17 protein-coding genes are annotated in these 15,742 nt (G+C 66.6%); all 17 read right to left on the reverse strand.

What is annotated here, in order from left to right; all coding sequences use genetic code 11:
• Positions 1 to 4: 4 nt before the first annotated feature.
• Positions 5 to 337: a ribosome silencing factor gene (rsfS, locus tag F4036_05000; protein ID MYK37101.1), complete on the reverse strand. Its 333-nt coding sequence runs from the start codon at positions 335 to 337 to the stop codon at positions 5 to 7.
• A 23-nt stretch (positions 338 to 360) separates the two neighbouring features.
• Entirely contained in the window at positions 361 to 1,020 is a 660-nt protein-coding gene (gene nadD, locus F4036_05005; protein MYK37102.1) for a nicotinate (nicotinamide) nucleotide adenylyltransferase, read from the reverse strand.
• On the reverse strand, positions 1,017 to 2,042 hold the full coding sequence (gene holA, locus F4036_05010) for a DNA polymerase III subunit delta (protein ID MYK37103.1): 1,026 nt from the start codon (positions 2,040 to 2,042) through the stop codon (positions 1,017 to 1,019). Before holA ends, nadD begins: the two co-directional genes overlap by 4 nt.
• Positions 2,033 to 2,305 carry a hypothetical protein gene (locus F4036_05015; protein ID MYK37104.1) on the reverse strand — a complete coding sequence of 91 codons (273 nt, stop codon included), beginning with the start codon at positions 2,303 to 2,305 and terminating at the stop codon, positions 2,033 to 2,035. The genes holA and F4036_05015 overlap by 10 nt, the downstream gene beginning before the upstream one ends.
• On the reverse strand, positions 2,292 to 2,522 hold the full coding sequence (gene yidD, locus F4036_05020) for a membrane protein insertion efficiency factor YidD (protein ID MYK37105.1): 231 nt from the start codon (positions 2,520 to 2,522) through the stop codon (positions 2,292 to 2,294). The genes F4036_05015 and yidD overlap by 14 nt, the downstream gene beginning before the upstream one ends.
• An 8-nt stretch (positions 2,523 to 2,530) precedes the next feature.
• Positions 2,531 to 2,881 carry a SufE family protein gene (locus F4036_05025; GenBank protein MYK37106.1) on the reverse strand — a complete coding sequence of 117 codons (351 nt, stop codon included), beginning with the start codon at positions 2,879 to 2,881 and terminating at the stop codon, positions 2,531 to 2,533.
• Between the two features lie 80 nt (positions 2,882 to 2,961).
• Entirely contained in the window at positions 2,962 to 3,432 is a 471-nt protein-coding gene (gene hisI, locus F4036_05030) for a phosphoribosyl-AMP cyclohydrolase (GenBank protein ID MYK37107.1), read from the reverse strand.
• A gap of 7 nt (positions 3,433 to 3,439) precedes the next feature.
• A complete protein-coding gene (locus F4036_05035) occupies positions 3,440 to 4,885 on the reverse strand; it encodes a cysteine--tRNA ligase (protein ID MYK37108.1) in 1,446 nt (481 codons plus the stop codon).
• Complete coding sequence (locus F4036_05040; GenBank protein ID MYK37109.1) at positions 4,882 to 5,400, reverse strand: hypothetical protein; 519 nt, start codon at positions 5,398 to 5,400, stop codon at positions 4,882 to 4,884. Before F4036_05040 ends, F4036_05035 begins: the two co-directional genes overlap by 4 nt.
• A 5-nt stretch (positions 5,401 to 5,405) precedes the next feature.
• On the reverse strand, positions 5,406 to 8,012 hold the full coding sequence (locus F4036_05045) for a leucine--tRNA ligase (GenBank protein ID MYK37110.1): 2,607 nt from the start codon (positions 8,010 to 8,012) through the stop codon (positions 5,406 to 5,408).
• A 186-nt stretch (positions 8,013 to 8,198) separates the two neighbouring features.
• Positions 8,199 to 8,990, reverse strand: a complete 792-nt coding sequence (locus tag F4036_05050; GenBank protein MYK37111.1) for a hypothetical protein — start codon at positions 8,988 to 8,990, stop codon at positions 8,199 to 8,201.
• Positions 8,990 to 10,141, reverse strand: coding sequence for an acyl-CoA dehydrogenase (locus F4036_05055; protein MYK37112.1), 1,152 nt, complete (start codon positions 10,139 to 10,141; stop codon positions 8,990 to 8,992). The genes F4036_05050 and F4036_05055 overlap by 1 nt, the downstream gene beginning before the upstream one ends.
• 36 nt (positions 10,142 to 10,177) lie before the next feature.
• Complete coding sequence (locus tag F4036_05060; GenBank protein ID MYK37113.1) at positions 10,178 to 10,492, reverse strand: 2Fe-2S iron-sulfur cluster binding domain-containing protein; 315 nt, start codon at positions 10,490 to 10,492, stop codon at positions 10,178 to 10,180.
• Between the two features lie 37 nt (positions 10,493 to 10,529).
• A complete protein-coding gene (locus tag F4036_05065; GenBank protein MYK37114.1) occupies positions 10,530 to 10,796 on the reverse strand; it encodes a hypothetical protein in 267 nt (88 codons plus the stop codon).
• A gap of 126 nt (positions 10,797 to 10,922) precedes the next feature.
• Positions 10,923 to 13,544, reverse strand: coding sequence for a TonB-dependent receptor plug domain-containing protein (locus F4036_05070; GenBank protein ID MYK37115.1), 2,622 nt, complete (start codon positions 13,542 to 13,544; stop codon positions 10,923 to 10,925).
• 141 nt (positions 13,545 to 13,685) lie between these two features.
• Positions 13,686 to 15,002 carry an OFA family MFS transporter gene (locus F4036_05075; protein MYK37116.1) on the reverse strand — a complete coding sequence of 439 codons (1,317 nt, stop codon included), beginning with the start codon at positions 15,000 to 15,002 and terminating at the stop codon, positions 13,686 to 13,688.
• A 2-nt stretch (positions 15,003 to 15,004) separates the two neighbouring features.
• Positions 15,005 to 15,742, reverse strand: coding sequence for a hypothetical protein (locus F4036_05080; GenBank protein MYK37117.1), 738 nt, complete (start codon positions 15,740 to 15,742; stop codon positions 15,005 to 15,007).

Below are 15,742 nucleotides of genomic sequence, written 5' to 3' on the forward strand. Positions count from 1 at the left end.
TCCGCTATGTTCCCGCAGCGGCGCTGTCAAACTCCCACAAGTCCTCCAGCTTGTAGAAGTCCCGTGTTTCCTGCCGCATGAGGTGGACCACCAGGTCGCCCAGATCGATCAGCACCCATTCGCCCCATTGCAGGCCTTCGACGCCCAGGACCCGGTGCCCGGCCTTCTTGCTTCGTTCGGTCAGGCGATCGGCCAGGGCCCTGATGTGACGCGTGTTGCGGCCGGTGGCGATCAGCATGAAATCGGTCATGCCGGTTTGCGAGCGCACGTCCAGCAGGCGCACTTCGGAGGCCTGCAATTCGTCCAGGATGCCTTCGGCCAGGCGCACCAGGGCCATGTCCGGCACTGCGGAGCGGGCGCTCAATTCTCGCCTCCAGCGTAGGCGCCGGAATCCGAGATGATTCGCGCGACCCGGGCCGGTATCAGGTCCTGCGCAAGGTCTCCCGACCGGGCCGCGCTGCGCACCCGGCTGGAAGAAACCGATGCGACGGGCTTCCGGCAAATCATGATGCTGCCGGCCTCCGAAGCCCTCAGCTCGCGATGGTCCGTAATCGATCGCGCCTCGATTTCCGCCTTGAGGGCCGCCGGCAGCGGGGCCTGATGGCCGGCGCGGGCTCCGACCAGGACGTGCGCCAGGCCGAAAATCGACTTCCAGCGGCGCCAGGTCGGCAGCGTGAGGAATGAATCGAACCCCATCATCCAGCACAGCGTGCGACCCGGGTTCGCGCGCTTCAGGAATTCGAGCGTGTCCACCGTATAGCCGGTGGCGGAAGGACCCAGCTCGCAATCTTCAACCGAGAATCCGGGGATCCCCTCGAGCGCCGCCCTGAGCATCCGCAGCCTGAGCGGCGCGGAAGCCACCAGGGTGGTGCGGTGCGGCGGGGCGGACGCGATGACGAAACGAACCTCGGACAGCCTCGCCGCGCCGGCCAACCGGCGCGCCAGCTCGACATGCCCCCTGTGCACCGGGTCGAAACTGCCGCCGAGCAGTCCCAGCACCGTGTCCCGCCGCTCGCTCATCGATCGGCGCCCATGCGATGCGGCTCCGCCAGGCCGAAGGCCAGAAGCTGAAGTTCCGTCCAGGGCTCTCCCGGCCGGGCGCCCTTGATGACCTGGTCGGCCCGCGCGGAGCGAACGAGCAGCCGGCGGATGGAACGGGCGCCGTGGCGCTTCAGCGCCGAGCGGAACTCGGCCTTGCGGCTCGACCAGACCCTGAGCGCCCCCATGGCCGAGGGCAGGCTGTCGCCCCGTGCCGTGCGCCAGTACAGGTCCGCCAGTGTCGTGATATCGCGAACGAGGACCCAGAGAATCAGCGTCAGCGGCGCGCGTTCGCGCCTGAGCCCGGCGAGAATGCGCGCCGTACGCCGCAGGTCCTGGCCCAGGGCGGCCGACCCGAGCTGAAATACGTCGAACCGGCTGGCGTCCGCGATGGCTTCCATGACCGCGTCCACGGACAGCGGTCCGGGGTCGTGGGCGAGTGCCAGCTTGTCGATCTGCTGCCTCGCGGACAGCAGGTTGCCCTCGGTGCGCTCGGCCAGCAGCGTCACGGCCGCTTCGTCGGGCTGGAACCCCTCGCCGGCCAGACGGTCCCTGATCCAGCCGCGTTGCTCGCGGGCGGAAAGCAGTGGCGCATCCACCCAGGTCCCGGCTTTCTCCAGCGCGCCCACCCAGGCGCTCCTGCGTGCGTTGCGGTCCAGCGCTCCGGCGACCACCATGATCAGAGTATCCTCGGGGACGGCGCCGGACAGCTCCTTCAGAACCTTCGCGCCGGCCGCTCCCGGCTTGCCGGCCGGCATTCGGACCTCGACCAGCCGCCGGCTGGCGAACAGCGATTGGCTGCAGGCGTCGGTATACAACTCGCCCCAGTTGAAGCGAGCGTCGGCCAGGTGAAACGAGCGTTCGGAAAAGCCGCCATCACGGGCCGCGGCCCGGACCCGGTCGACCGCCTCGTCCAGCAGCAGCGGCTCCGCCCCGGACAGCAAGTACAGGGGCGCCAGCCCTCGTTCGAGGGCGGCCGGCAGTTCATTCGGGGTCAGGCGCACGTATCGGCGAGCGCGACAGCTTCCTCGACCAGCAGCACCGGAATGCCTTCATGCACCGGGTAGAGCCAGCCGCCGCATTCGGAGACCAGTGCGCCTTCCATCGCCTGCGTGAGTTTCTGTCCGGCGGCGTTGCTCAGCGTCTCTTTCGCCACGCCTTCGTTGAAACCCGCCAGTTCGTCCGCCCCGGCAGGGCGCAATTCGCCACCGGTCCTCGGACAACGCAGGAGCGACAGAAAGGACTCGTCCACGCTAAGGCCGGTCAATCTTGACGGGCGGCACCGGGTCCCAGCCCGATGGGCCCAGCGGGTGGCAGCGCAGCAGGCGGCGCAGGGCCATCCCGAAGCCGCGCGGCAGGCCGTGAGTTTCGATGGCTTCCCTGGCGTATTCGGAACAGGTCGGCTGGAATCGGCAGCGAGGACCCAGGAAAGGAGACACGCAAAGCTGGTAGGCGCGGATCAGCGCAATGGCCCCGGCTTTCATAAGTGACACTAGAGACATTTTACGGCCCTCTGCCGGATTTCGTTCACCATGGAATGCAGGCCGTTGCTGCGGGTAGGGCTCAGGTGCTGGTCGAGGCCGGCCCCGGCGATGAAGTCGGGCGGCGTCTCCACGATCTCCGCCGGACGCCGGCCGCTGTAAACGCGCATAAGGATTGCCGCCAGCCCGGAAACGATCGCGGAATCGCTGATCGCCAGAAAAAAGAGGCGCCCTTCGTCCTGCCAGGACTTCAGCCACACCTGGGACTGGCAGCCGCGCAGGCGATTGTCCTCGATCCGCCACTCGTCGGGAAAGTCAGGCGCATTGCGGCCCAGTTCGATAATGTGCTGATAGCGCTCCATCCAACTGTCGAAGAAACCCAGCTCATCGAGCAGCTCTTCCTGGGCGTCCCGCAGAGTTCCGGGGGACGGCGGTTCGACGCTCACAACCGGGTGGGGTTTTCCTGCCCGGCGTAAACCTGCTCCGGATCGAACACCTTGTCGCTTTCGGTGAATTCCAGCTCGACCGGCCCGCCGCCCGAAGTCAGCGGGACCCGGCGATAGAAGCAGGACCGGTAACCCACGTGGCAGCTCGCGCCGCCGGTCAGCTCGACCCGCAGCCAAACGCAGTCCTGATCGTCGTCGATCAGCAGTTCGCGCACCCGCTGCCTAAGCCCGCTGGTTTCCCCCTTCCGCCAGAGCTTGTTGCGGCTGCGGCTGAAGTAATGCGCCTCGCCGGTGGTGATGGTGAGCTCGAGCGCCTCGCGGTTCATGTAGGCGTGCATCAGCAGTTCCCCGCTGCCGTGGTCCGTGACCACGGCCGGGATCAGGCCGTTGGCGTCGAATTTCGGCGCCAGCTCGGCGCTCTCTTCCACCTGAACCACGGTCCTCCGGGGTGCAAAAAGTTCGCTCATGGGTCAATCATAGCGCCGTCCGGCGCCAGGTCGTACCTTGCGGGCCGTCTTCCAGGACAACGCCGCGGCCGGCGAGCTCGTCGCGGATGCGATCGGCCGCGGCGTAGTCGCCGGCCGCACGCTGCCTGGCCCGCGCGCCGATGCGCGCTTCGATTGCCTCCGCGCTCAGTTCCGGGTCGCTCTCCGCGGCCGTAAACCACTCCGCGGGATCGGCCTGAAGAATGCCCATAAGGAAGCCGCCGGCCCTGAGCGCCGCCCCCCCCGCGGCCGGCTCCACGGCGCCGGACCGCAGCCTGCGGGCCTCCGCGGCCAGCACGCCCAGGGCCTCAGGCGTGTTGAGGTCGTCCTCAAGCGCCTGAACGAGTTCCGCCGACGGTTCTGCGTGTCGAGGACTGTCTCCCGGGAGCGAAGGCGTCCCGCCTTCGTGGAGGGCGGGACGCCCTCCACCCCGGGGGCGCTTGCCTTCCCCGGAATCCCCGGCGCAGTCGAGCAGAACGCGATACAGGCGGTCCAGGCGCTGCCGGGACGCCGCAACCAGTTCGTCGCTCCACTCCAGCGGGTCCCGGTAACGCGCGCTTAGCAGGGCCAGCCGCAGGACCTCGCCCGGGATCTTCCCGCGCAATTCGCGGATTGTCAGAATGTTGCCCCGGGACTTGGCCATTTTCGACTTGCCCATGCGGATCATCCCGTTGTGCACCCAGTAACGGGCCAGGGGCGCGCCATGCGCGCAGCAGCTCTGGGCGATCTCGTTCTCATGGTGCGGAAAGATCAGGTCCCGGCCCCCTCCGTGTATGTCGATCGTTTCTCCCAGGTGTTCCCGGGCCATGGCCGAACATTCGAGGTGCCAGCCCGGGCGCCCGCGTCCCCACGGGCTTTCCCAGCCAGGCAGTTCTTCGGAAGACGGCTTCCAGAGCACGAAGTCGGCCGGGTCTTCCTTGTACGGCGCAACTTCCACGCGGGCGCCGGCAATCTGCTCGTCGCGATTGCGCCCGGAAAGCTCGCCGTAAGCGTCATACGCACCCACCCGGAAGAGCACGTGACCTTCCGCCTCGTAAGCATGTCCCGATTTCAGCAGGCTCTCGACCAATGCGGTCATCTGCCGCAGATGTTCGGTCGCACGCGGTTGCCGGTCGGGCGCAAGCACGCCCAGCGCCGCAATGTCTTCCTGCCAGACCCCGGTCCAGCGCCGAGCGACCGTTGCGATCGGCACGCCCTCTTCGGCGGCCGCCTGGTTGATCTTGTCGTCCACGTCCGTGATGTTGCTGGCGTAGAGCAGGCGGTAGCGGCGGCGCAGAATGCGCGCCAGCACGTCGAACACCACGGCCGGGCGGGCGTTGCCGATGTGGGCGGGTCCGTAGACCGTAGGTCCGCACACGTACATCGTCACGCGGTCCGGATCGCCGGGAACAAAGGGCTGGCGTTCGCCGCCCAGCGTGTTGTAGAGGCTGATCATGGCCCGCCGGCTGCGGCAGGAGCGGGAAGCGTGGCCAGGTCGCGGAGTATCTGCCAGGCCAGTTCCTCGGCCAGGGCGTCGCGCAGCACATCGGTTTCCCGCTCCATTCCCAGCACCCGGAACTCGTCCTGCACGCGGGTGTGGTTTGCTTCGCGCTCGCGCTCTTCGATCAGCCGCGCCGGGCCGAGTCTGAGCGTGTAGCGCACACGGTAGCTGATTTCCGTGACCGTGGGCAGATTATTCGCGGAAATCGCCACCAGACTTTCTTCGCTCTCGTCGTCCAGCAGACGCAGGATTGCAACATCCTCTCCGGGCTCGCCGTGCAACGTGACCCCCGCCAGGCGCAATTGCTCGTTCAGGGCGCGCCAAAGCGGCGTCGTGCCGTGGGCGCTTTGCAGCCAGATGCCCCCGGACAGCGCCGGGAACTCAAGCGGCCCCTGAAACTGGAAGCCGCAGGCCGCGAGCAGGAGCGACAGCGCGCAGACCGCGGCGCCGCGTGGCAGAAAAGCCCGCATCGGAATCACACCACGAAATTGACGACCCGGCCCGGCACATACACTTCCCGCAGGATCGGGATTTCCGCCAGGTGGGCGGCCACCCGCTCGTTGCCGCGGGCAGCTGCCAGCACGTCGTCGCGCTCTGCGCCGGCCGCCACGCGAATGCTGGCGCGAAGCTTGCCGTTGATCTGAACCGCGATCTCCACGGTCTCCTCCTTCAGCCATTCTTCGCGCGCCTCGGGCCAGGGCGCATTGGCCAGCGATTCGGCGTGACCCAGGCGTTCCCAGAGCTCTTCGCCCATGTGCGGCGCGAACGGGCTGATCAGCAGCACCAGCGGCTCGGCAACGGCGCGCGGCAGTTCATCCCAGCGGGCCGCCGCATTGACCATTTCCATCAGCGCGGCGATGGCCGTGTTCAGCCGCAGCGTCCGGATGTCCTCGGTGACCTTCGCGATCGTGCGATGCAGAAGCCGCATCTGTTGGGCGTCCGGTTCCTTCTCGGCCACCCCGCGATCGAGCAGCGACCACAGCCGGTTGAGGAACCGATGCGGGCCCTCCACTCCGCGGGTACTCCAGGGTTTGGACTTCTCCAGCGGCCCCAGGAACATCTCGTAGAGGCGGAATGCGTCGGCCCCGCAGTGGCTCAGGACGTCTTCGGGATTGACCACGTTGCCGCGCGACTTGGACATCTTGTGGGCGCGCGATTCGAGGACTACGGACGCATCCGCGGTCAGGACAAAGTTCTCCCCGCTCTTCAGCACGTCGTCCTCGCTCACGGCCACGGGTTCGAGTTCCTCGCCGCTGTCCTTCTCCACGTAGGCGGCCGGTTGCGAACCGCTCACGCGGCGCGCGCGTTCCGCCGAGACCAGCGCGCCGGCGTCGTCCCTGTAGGCGGTGTATTCGCGCTCGCCGAGAATCACGCCCTGATGCACGACCTTGCGGAAAGGCTCGTCGCAGGACACCAGGCCCGCGTCGTACAGCACCTTGTGCCAGAACCGCGCGTAGAGGAGATGCAGCACGGCGTGTTCGGCGCCGCCGATGTACAGATCCACCGGCATCCAGTAACGCTCCAGTTCCGGATCCACCAGGCGGCCCGGATTGTGGGGATCGATGAAGCGCAGGTAGTACCAGCACGAGCCCGCCCACTGCGGCATCGTGTTGGTCTCGCGGCGCGCCGGCCTGCCGCCGGACGGATCGACCGTGTCCAGCCAGTCCGTGGCCTTGGCCAGCGGCCCTTCCGGAGAACCGCTGGGCCGGAAGTCCTCCAGGTCCGGGAGCGTCAGCGGAAGTTCTGTTTCCGGAAGGGGACGCGCGACGCCGTCCACGAACACGACCGGGAACGGCTCGCCCCAGTAACGCTGGCGGCTGAACAGCCAGTCGCGCAGGCGGTAGGCGATCCTCGGCCGGCCCCGGCCGCGCCGGTCAAGCCAGTCCACCGCGGCCTGTTTGGCCTCCTCCATGCGCATGCCGTTCAGGAAATCGCTGTTGATCACCACGCCCTCGCCGCTGAAGGCCGCGTCCTCGTAGCCCTCCGGAGGTTGAACGGTGCGCACGACCTTCAGCGAATTCTCGAGCGCGAACTCCCAGTCGCGCTGGTCCTCGCCGGGAACGCCCATGATCGCGCCGGTGCCGTAGCCCATCAGCACGTAGTCGGCCACCCAGACCGGCACGTCCTCGCCGGTGACCGGGTGTCGGGCACGCGCTCCCGTGTCCACGCCGCTGCGGTCGTGCGCGTCGGCTGCGCGGTCGCGCTGGCTCTTGCGCGCCGCTTCGCGGCAATAGCGCCGCACCATGTCGATGCGCCGGGGGGTCGCGAGCTTCTCGACCAGCGGATGCTCCGGCGACAGGGCGAGGAAAGTGGCGCCGAAGATCGTGTCGGGACGGGTACTGAATACCCGGATCTTTTCCTTGCGCCCGACCAGCTCGAAGTCGATCTCCGCCCCCACCGAGCGGCCTATCCAGTTGCGCTGCATCTCCAGCGTGGATTCCGGCCAGTCCAGGCCGTCCAGCCCCTCCAGCAGGCGTTCCGCGTACTCGGTGATCCGAAGCATCCACTGCCTCAGGGGCCGGCGTTCGCAGGCGAAACCGCCCACTTCCGAACGCCCTTCCACGACTTCCTCGTTGGCCAGGGTGGTGCCGAGTTCCGGGCACCACCAGACCGGCTGCTCGTCCTGGTAGGCGAGCCCGCGCTCGTGGAGTTTGAGGAATATCCACTGCGTCCAGCGGTAATAGTCCGGGTCCGCGGTGCTGATCTCGCGCGACCAGTCGTACGAGAACCCCAGCGATTTCAGTTGCATGCGGAACCGGTCGATGTTGCGGCGCGTGGTCACCCGCGGATGCGTGTTGGTGCGCACCGCGTACTGCTCGGCCGGCAGGCCGAAGGCGTCCCAGCCGATCGGGTGAAGTACGTTGTAGCCGCGCATGCGCTTGTAACGGGCAACGATGTCGGTCGCCGTGTAGCCCTCCGGGTGGCCGACGTGCAGGCCGGCGCCGCTGGGATAGGGAAACATGTCGAGGATGTAGGCCTTGGGCCGCGAATGATCGGGCCGGACCGGCGTCCTGAACGTTCCATCACGCTCCCAGCGCGCTTGCCACTTCGGTTCGATTTCGGCAAACGGATACGAACTCATAGGCGCGAATTGTACGGGCCACCAGCGTTATATTCGCTGGTGGGCGGAGCTTTCCACCGCCCATGCTGAAGCTCGTCGTTCGCCCCCCTCCTCGTGGGAGCGTTGGAGCAGGGATAGCGAGAAACGAGCCAGGATGGCGTCTCCAACGAGGAGGAGGGCGAACGACGAGCGAGGAAGCAGTTGAGTCTAGCGAGTCAGGGCCGCCCAGGTTGCGCTCGGGCCCGCGGAGATGGCGCGCCTGCCGATGGCCTCGGCCCAGTCGGTATCGCGGCCGTACTCGGCGCGCCAGCGCCATAGAGGCAGGCTGAAGTACTGCAACCCCATCTCCTCGGTAAACCCGATCGCTCCATGCACCCCATGCGCGATCTGCGTAACCGAATGCACGAGTTCCGAGCAGCGGCACTTGGCGATGGCGACCGCCAGCCACGCCGGGTTCTCCCCGGACTCCGGCATGCCGTGCTTCTGTACGGCCGCGAAGGCCTGCTGCGACGCCGCCTGCATGCAGGCCGCGTAGCCCGCGAGCTCGGCCATTTGCTGCTGCACGGCCTGGAACTTCGCAATCGGGCGCCCGAACTGCGTGCGCTCCGAACAATACGCGGCCGTGCGCTCCACCAGTCCCTGCGCGGCGCCCGCCATCTGCGCCGAGCGGAGCAGCGCGCCTGCCGGCATCGGCAACGGCGACGCGCCGGCGGCGGCATCTTCGGCGCCATGGCCGAGTCCGCGCCGGATCATGGTTTCGGGCAATGCGCCCGGAGCTGCGTAGCGTCCGCAGGCCTCGGCGATGACGAATGCGTCCGGCCACCCCCCGCCATAGCCCCCCTGTTCCTGCGGCACCAGCACCGCGTCCAGGCCCATCTCGAGCGCCAGTTCCATGAAGCGGACGCCGCCGGAGCCATGCGCCTCGGCGAGATCTTCGGGCGCCAGATTTTCGGCGAACATACGCTCCACCGTTTCCACCAGCAGCGGGTCGGCGCGCATCACCGAAGCCCCAGGCCGCGCGCGATGATGCCGCGCAGGATTTCGCCGCTGCCCCCGCGCAGCGAGAACGACGGCGCCAGGACCGTCATCAGGTGCAGCGCCTGCTGGTAAGGATGCGCCTCCTCCCCGCCGTCCGGCGGCAGATCGACGATCTCCTGGGCCAGCCGCGGCAGCGACTGCTCGAAACGGGTGCCCATGTCCTTGACCATGGCTGCTTCCAGGGCCGGCGACTCGCCGCTCTCCAGCATCGCTGCAACCGACAGCGACATGGCGCGCAGCGCGCCCAGTTGCGCCACGATACGGCCCACGGCCGCGGCAGCCGAACCGCCGGCTTCGCGCTCGCCCAGTACGAGCAACATCTCGTTGAACAAGGCCTGGCAGGAGAGATAGCGCTCGGGACCGGAGCGCTCCAGGGCCAGTTCCTCGGTCACCTGCTTCCAGCCCTCGTTCTCGACCCCGATCAACGCGTCTTCCGCCAGCAATGCGTCCTCGAAATGAACCTCGTTGAAGTGTTCGCGGCCGGCAATGTCCCGGATCGGTGCGATGCGTATGCCGGGCGTGTTGCGCAAATCCACCAGGAACTGCGACAGCCCCTCGTTCCGGCGCTGGCCCTCCCCGGTGCGAAACAGCGCGATCATGTAGTGCGCACGGTGTGCGTTGGTGGTCCAGATCTTCGTTCCGTTGACCCGCCAGCCCGACGCAGTCCTCGTCGCCCGGGTGCGCAGCGAGGCCAGGTCCGATCCCGAATCCGGCTCGCTCATGCCGATGCAGAAACACAGTTCCCCGCGGCATATGTGCGGGATGATTCTCCGCTTGAGTTCCTCGCTGCCGTAGCGCAGGATCAGCGGGCCGCTTTGCCGGTCGGCGAACCAGTGAAAGCCGGTCGGCGCGCCGGCGGCAAGGCACTCCTCCAGCACCACGAACCGCTCGAGCTGGGAGCGTCCGCCGCCGCCGTACTCCTCCGGAAAACCCAGGCCGATGTAGCCGGCCTCGCCCATGCGGCGGCTGAAATCCGGGTTGCAGGCGTCCCAGGAGAGGGCCCGCTCGCTCAGCGGCACGTCCCGCAAGGCATCAGCGAGGAACGCGCGCACCTCCCCGCGCAGGGCCTCCGCCCCCTCGGGCATTTCCGGCGGAGAAAAATCAGCCCGCATATGGCGCGTTGACGCGGCGCAAGCCGGCGAAGCTCCTTATTCTTCGGGGGCGATGGTGAGGGTAAGGCCGTCCAACTCCTCGGAGAACCTGAGCTGGCAGGTCAGCCGCGATTTTTCCGAGAAGTACTCCAGTTCCGACAACAGCTCTTCCTCTTCCGGCGACCGGGGCGGCAACCTGGACCGCCAGGTGGAATCGATGTAGCAGTGGCAGGTCGCGCAGGAGCACATGCCGCCGCACAGCGCCTCGACCCCGTTGTCGAGCTCGCGCAGGGTCTCCATGACGCTGGCGCCGGTATGGCCTTCCACGACCAGGGATTCGCCCATCCGGTCGGTTACGTAAATCCGCGCCATTGCCGATCCAGTGTGCTGTCCCCTGACGGGCCCCGGCTCAGGCCGTGCCGGCGTTACGATCCAGCGGCGTGTGGAAGTACTCGCTCTCCTCGCAATGCTGCTTGACCTCCTCCATGAGGCGGGCCAGCCGCTGCTCGGCGGTCGATACCGAGGCGCAGGACTCGCACAGCGGATCGCTGCAGGGCTGGCGCGAAAACAGCCAGAAATGGACCGCGCCCGCCAGCAGGCCCGAGGCCACGTCCCAGGCGTCCGGCTCGTCGTTGGATTCCAGCAGCCTGTTGCCGCCGTTTATGACGGCGTCAATCGCTTCCTGGAAACCTTCGGGATACTCTTCTTCGCCGGTGAAGTAGTCGTCCGGCAGCAGATTATCGGTACTCATGCGCTTACCCGTACTACGCTTACGAGGCCGCCATATGGTACACCGACGGCGTCAGAAACGGTAACTCACGCGGAAGTAAACGAACCCGCCGTTGTAGTCGTAAGGGGAACTCTCGGGCTGTGCGTTTCCCTGGCCCGACGACTCGCCCTCAACGGCGCCGGGCGAAGTATCGAACAGGTTCTGCACCCCTGCGCTGGCCGTGTATCCGCCGGCGAAGTCATAGCTCAGCTCCGCATCCACCAGAAAATCGCCGCCCCAGGAATCGAGGCTGCCGCAGCCTGCGCTCTGGAAACGGCAGGCGTCCCATCCGGCAAAGTAGCTGCCGCGGGCCAGCAGGCGCCAGGCGCCCCAGGCGTGGTCCCAGGTGGCCGCGACGCGGTGCGCGGGGTTCATGTCCTCAAGCTCGGTACGGCGGCGCATCGACAGGAGGCTGACGGTCTGGACTTCGTCCAGCCGTGTCCCGAGGACTTCGCTGACCGTGAATGGAGGCGAGAAGTCGTCCAGCTCGGTCCGGGTCCAGTTCCACGCCAGCGTCAGTTCGCTGCTTCCGCCGAAGGCCGCGAAAGCGTAGTTCAGGGACACGTCCAGGCCGGTGGTCGTGGTGCCGAAATCGTTGGTCAGGAAGTTGATGGTCGTGACCTCGCTTCCCGCCGCCAGGCCGCTTTGCTCCAGCAGGAACGCGATCTGGTCGGTAATCCGGATGTCGCCGGTCGGCGAAATGCGGTCGGCGATTTCGATGCGGAAGAAGTCGGCCCTGATGCGGGCGGCGGCGGAGAAATCGTAAGTCAGTCCCACCGAAAAGCCGACCGAGGTCTCCTCCTTCAGCGGTTCGCCGCCCAGCGCCCGGGCCACGGGATTCGTGGGCGGCACCTTGCCGACTTCCTGCAATCCTCCGAGACCGCTGAAGGTCGTTGAAAGCACTGCAACATTGGCCTGCCCCGGTGACGGCGCGCGAAAACCCGTACTGGCCGTCGCGCGCAGGGCGAGATCGGCGGACGCTCGCCACAAGGCCGAAAGCTTGCCGTTGATCGTGGTGCCGAAATCGTCGTAGAAGTCCTCGTAACGCAGCGCAAAGCCCATGGTCAGGTTGGCCGTCAGGTCGGCCTCCAGATCGACGTAGGCCGCGTAGTTCGGGCGGTCCCACTTGCCCGCATTGCGCGGATTCAGACCCTGGAATCCGTTCGAACCGATGCTGAAGGAACCGGCGATGCGGCCGTCGGCGTAGGGCCCTACCCGGTACGAGTCCGGATCGCCGGCCACCGTTTCGAATTCCTCGTTGCGCCACTCCAGACCCGCGGCCACGTTCAGCGGCGAATGGAACGCGCCGACCTCGAGCGGATAAACGGCATCCAGGTTCACATTGGTCTCGTTCTGTATGTATTCGCGCGGCTTGAAGTCGGTGGGCGTCTCGGGCCCCAGCGACGCGTTGATCGTGTTGCGCATGAAGAACGCGACCTGGCTCTCGGCGCTTGAAACGCTGAGATCCCAGCTCAGGCCGTTCAGGAACTCGCCGCGCAACCCCCCGGTAAGGCTGAAGTCGCTGATGTCGGCCCCGAAACGGGGCGTAAACCCGCCGGGGAAACGCTCGTTGAAGAGAAAACAGGCGCCCCGCGTGGATTGCACGAACGCGCTTACGGCGCTGAAGTCGGCCTCCAGCCCCGGGACCGTCGCCTGGCAATCGATCGCGTCATCGGGGTTCAGGTCCGCGACCAGGCGCCGCGTGCCGGTGCGGAAGACGCCATTGCGCGCCGCGCTTCCGCCGGGAGCGCGGAAGAAGAAGCCGCCTTCCGACGTGCGCGTCGAATAGTTGCCGAAGGAGTAGAGATCGATCCCGGACGGCAATTCGGCAGCCATGTTGTAGAACGTGGTGATCGCATCGTCGATGACCGGGTTGCCCCAGATCTGAGCCGGCTCGGCAACCGGGTAGCCCTGCGCCGCCAGCGCCGAGGCGTTGGCCCGCTGGACCGCCCGGACCGTCGGGTCCAGCGTCTTGTACTCGGCGCTCAGATTGAGGAAACCGGCGCCGCCCAGCGGCAGCCCGACGTTGCCCGCCACCTGCGTCAATCCGCCGTCGCCCTCATAGTACTCGCCGTAGCGCGCCTCCAGCATTCCGCCTTCCGAACTGTTCCTGAGCTGAAAATTGATCACGCCGGCAATCGCGTCGGACCCGTACTGGGCCGAGGCGCCGTCGCGCAGAATCTCGACGCGGTCGATCGCGATGGCCGGGATCACGAACAGGTCCGGGCCCTGCGAGCCGGAATTGAGCGAACTGCCCAGAAACGCGATCACCCCGGAGCGGTGGCGGCGCTTCTCGTTCACCAGGACCAGCGCCGAGTCGGGCGGCAGGCCGCGCAAGGTGGCGGGCCGCACCAGGGTCGCTTCGTCGTCGATGCCGTGCCGCTGCACATTGTAGGAAAGCGTCGTGTTTCGCAGCAGATCGTCAAGATCGGTTGCGCCCTGGTTCATCAGGTCCTCGCCCGATACCACGTCGACGGGAACCGGCACGTTTTCCAGGTTCGCGTCCTTTCGCCGGGTCCCGACCACGACAATTTCCTCGAGGACGGGCGTCGTAGCCTCCTGCCCGCCGGACGCCGGTTCCTGAGCGGCAGCCCCGGCCGCGCCAAAAAAACAAACCGCCGATGCAAGGAGAACCTTGCGTATACAGGTATTCATTGCGCTGCCCCCGCATTCATTCGCCGGCGCATCGTACCAGACGCCGGGATAACCGGGAACGAGGGCATGTCCCTCGCGGCGTCCCCCTGGGCGGGAGGGCGTCCCGCCCTCCGCGAAGGCGAGACGCCTTCGCTCCCGGGACTAGGAAGCGGCGGTTTGCGGGATGCCGTACTCGCGCAGCGTCGCCTCCATCGTGGGGCGGCCCAGCCGTATCCGGCTGTCGCTCAGGAGGTAGGAAAACACGAAGCCGGCCCCCAGCATCATTACGCCGATCAGGAAGCAGTAGAGCACGGCCCGGTCAGGATACACGTCCTTCAGGTAGCCCACGTACACCGGCCCGGCAATGCCGGCCGCCGCCCAGGCCGTGAGGACGGCGCCGTAGATGGTGGACATCTTCTTCGGACCGAAAACGTCCAGCACGAACGACGGCATGGTGGCGAACCCGCCGCCGAAACACAGCAGCACGTAACAGACCAGCGCGGAAAACACGATGGGATTGGTTTCGGTCATCAGGATGCCGAACACCACCATCTGGCTGGCCAGCAGGATCCGGAACACGGCCACCCGTCCGATGCGGTCGGACAGCAATCCCCAGAACAGGCGTCCCACGCCGTTGCACAGGGAACTCACGGCAATCAGCGTTGCGCCGTATTCGGCAAGAATTGCCGGTTCGAGCGAAGGATCGGACAGTCCCCAGACCTCCTGCAGCAACTCCGACTGGAAACTGATCACGGAAATGCCCGCGGCGATATTGAAGAAGAAAACGATCCAGAGAATGACGAAAGCCGGGGACCTGATGTACGGCCACACCGACTCCGGCCCGCCGGCGGCGGATGCCTGCGGCGCGGACGGAGTCCCGGGCGCCGGCTCCGTTTCCGGGGGATTGCTCAGGAAGAGACTGCAGGGAATCAGTACGCAGGCGAAAATCACGCCCAGCCAGACAAACACCAGCGAAAGGTCCTCGCCCGCCTGCAATACGAGCAGGGGCGCCAGGCCCTTGCTCAGCAGGAAGGCGCCCACTCCGAATCCCATCACCACAATGCCCGTCACCAATCCCTTGCGGTCGGGGAACCATTTCGCGACGGTGGCGACCGGTGTCACGTATCCCATCCCGATGCCCGCGCCGCCGATCACCCCGTAGCCCAGGTAGAACAGCGGAATCCAGTCCAGGTACAGCGCGAGGCCGCCGATCAGGTATCCGACGGAGAACAGTGCGCTGCCCAGAAGGGCCAGCCGCCTCGGCCCCAGCCGCGGCAGCGCCTGCCCGGCCCATGCCGCCGAGACGCCGAGCGTAAAGATCGTGATGCTGAATGCCCATGCGGACTGGGTAAACGTCCAACCCGATTGCCTTACAAGGATCGTCTGAAAGAAGCTCCAGGCGTAGACCGTGCCCAGGCACACCTGCAGCGTCGTGCAGAAGAGCGCGATGACGGTCCGCGGCAAGCGTATGGTTTTCATTTCTACGCCAGCGGCGCGGCCTTAAGGGACTCGGGTTTGGGCCCGTTCCGGGCCACGTACAGGAACAGGCGGGCCAGGTGGCCCGCTTCATCGTCACGGGCGAGTATTTCCCTGTCCGACACCGCGCCTTCGTCCTCATCCCTGGCGAGATCCACCGCATAGGCCAGCAACTCGCCGAGTGGCCGCGCCGCCAGGTTTACGAGCCAGATCGCGGCCAGCACACCGAACACCAGGATCCCGGCAACAAGATAAATCTGCTGCCCGATGGCCCGCTGGATCTTCAGCGCCACCACGTCCAGGTCCATGCCCACATGAACGGTCCCGGCCACCCCGGCCAGGATCGGGCTGCCGACTTCCACGAAATAGCCCATTCCCGGAATCTCCCGCTCCACGGGTTCGGTGCTGCGGTGGTCGCTTTCAAGAATGGCGTTGGGAATGCCCGGCACAAAGGTATGCGCAAGGTATTCGCCGGTTTCGCTGGTGATGTAGATGTAACGGATCCCCTGAATTTCGATGAACTGGTCCACCAGCGACTGCAGGGTGGCCATGTCGCGGTTCAGGAGAATGTCCACGCTGGAGTCCGCCACGGTCTTGGCGATGTTCCTGCTGTTGATCTCGTACTCGGCCGATAACTGCGTATTGACCGTATAGACGCAGAGGGCGGACGTCGAAAAAACGATCACGCCGAAAATGGCGAATATGCCGAATCGCGTGCGCCGGAATAGTTTCTCGATTTTCAT

The sequence above is a fragment of the Gammaproteobacteria bacterium genome, from assembly GCA_009845905.1.
Lineage (GTDB): Bacteria > Pseudomonadota > Gammaproteobacteria > Steroidobacterales > Foliamicaceae > Foliamicus.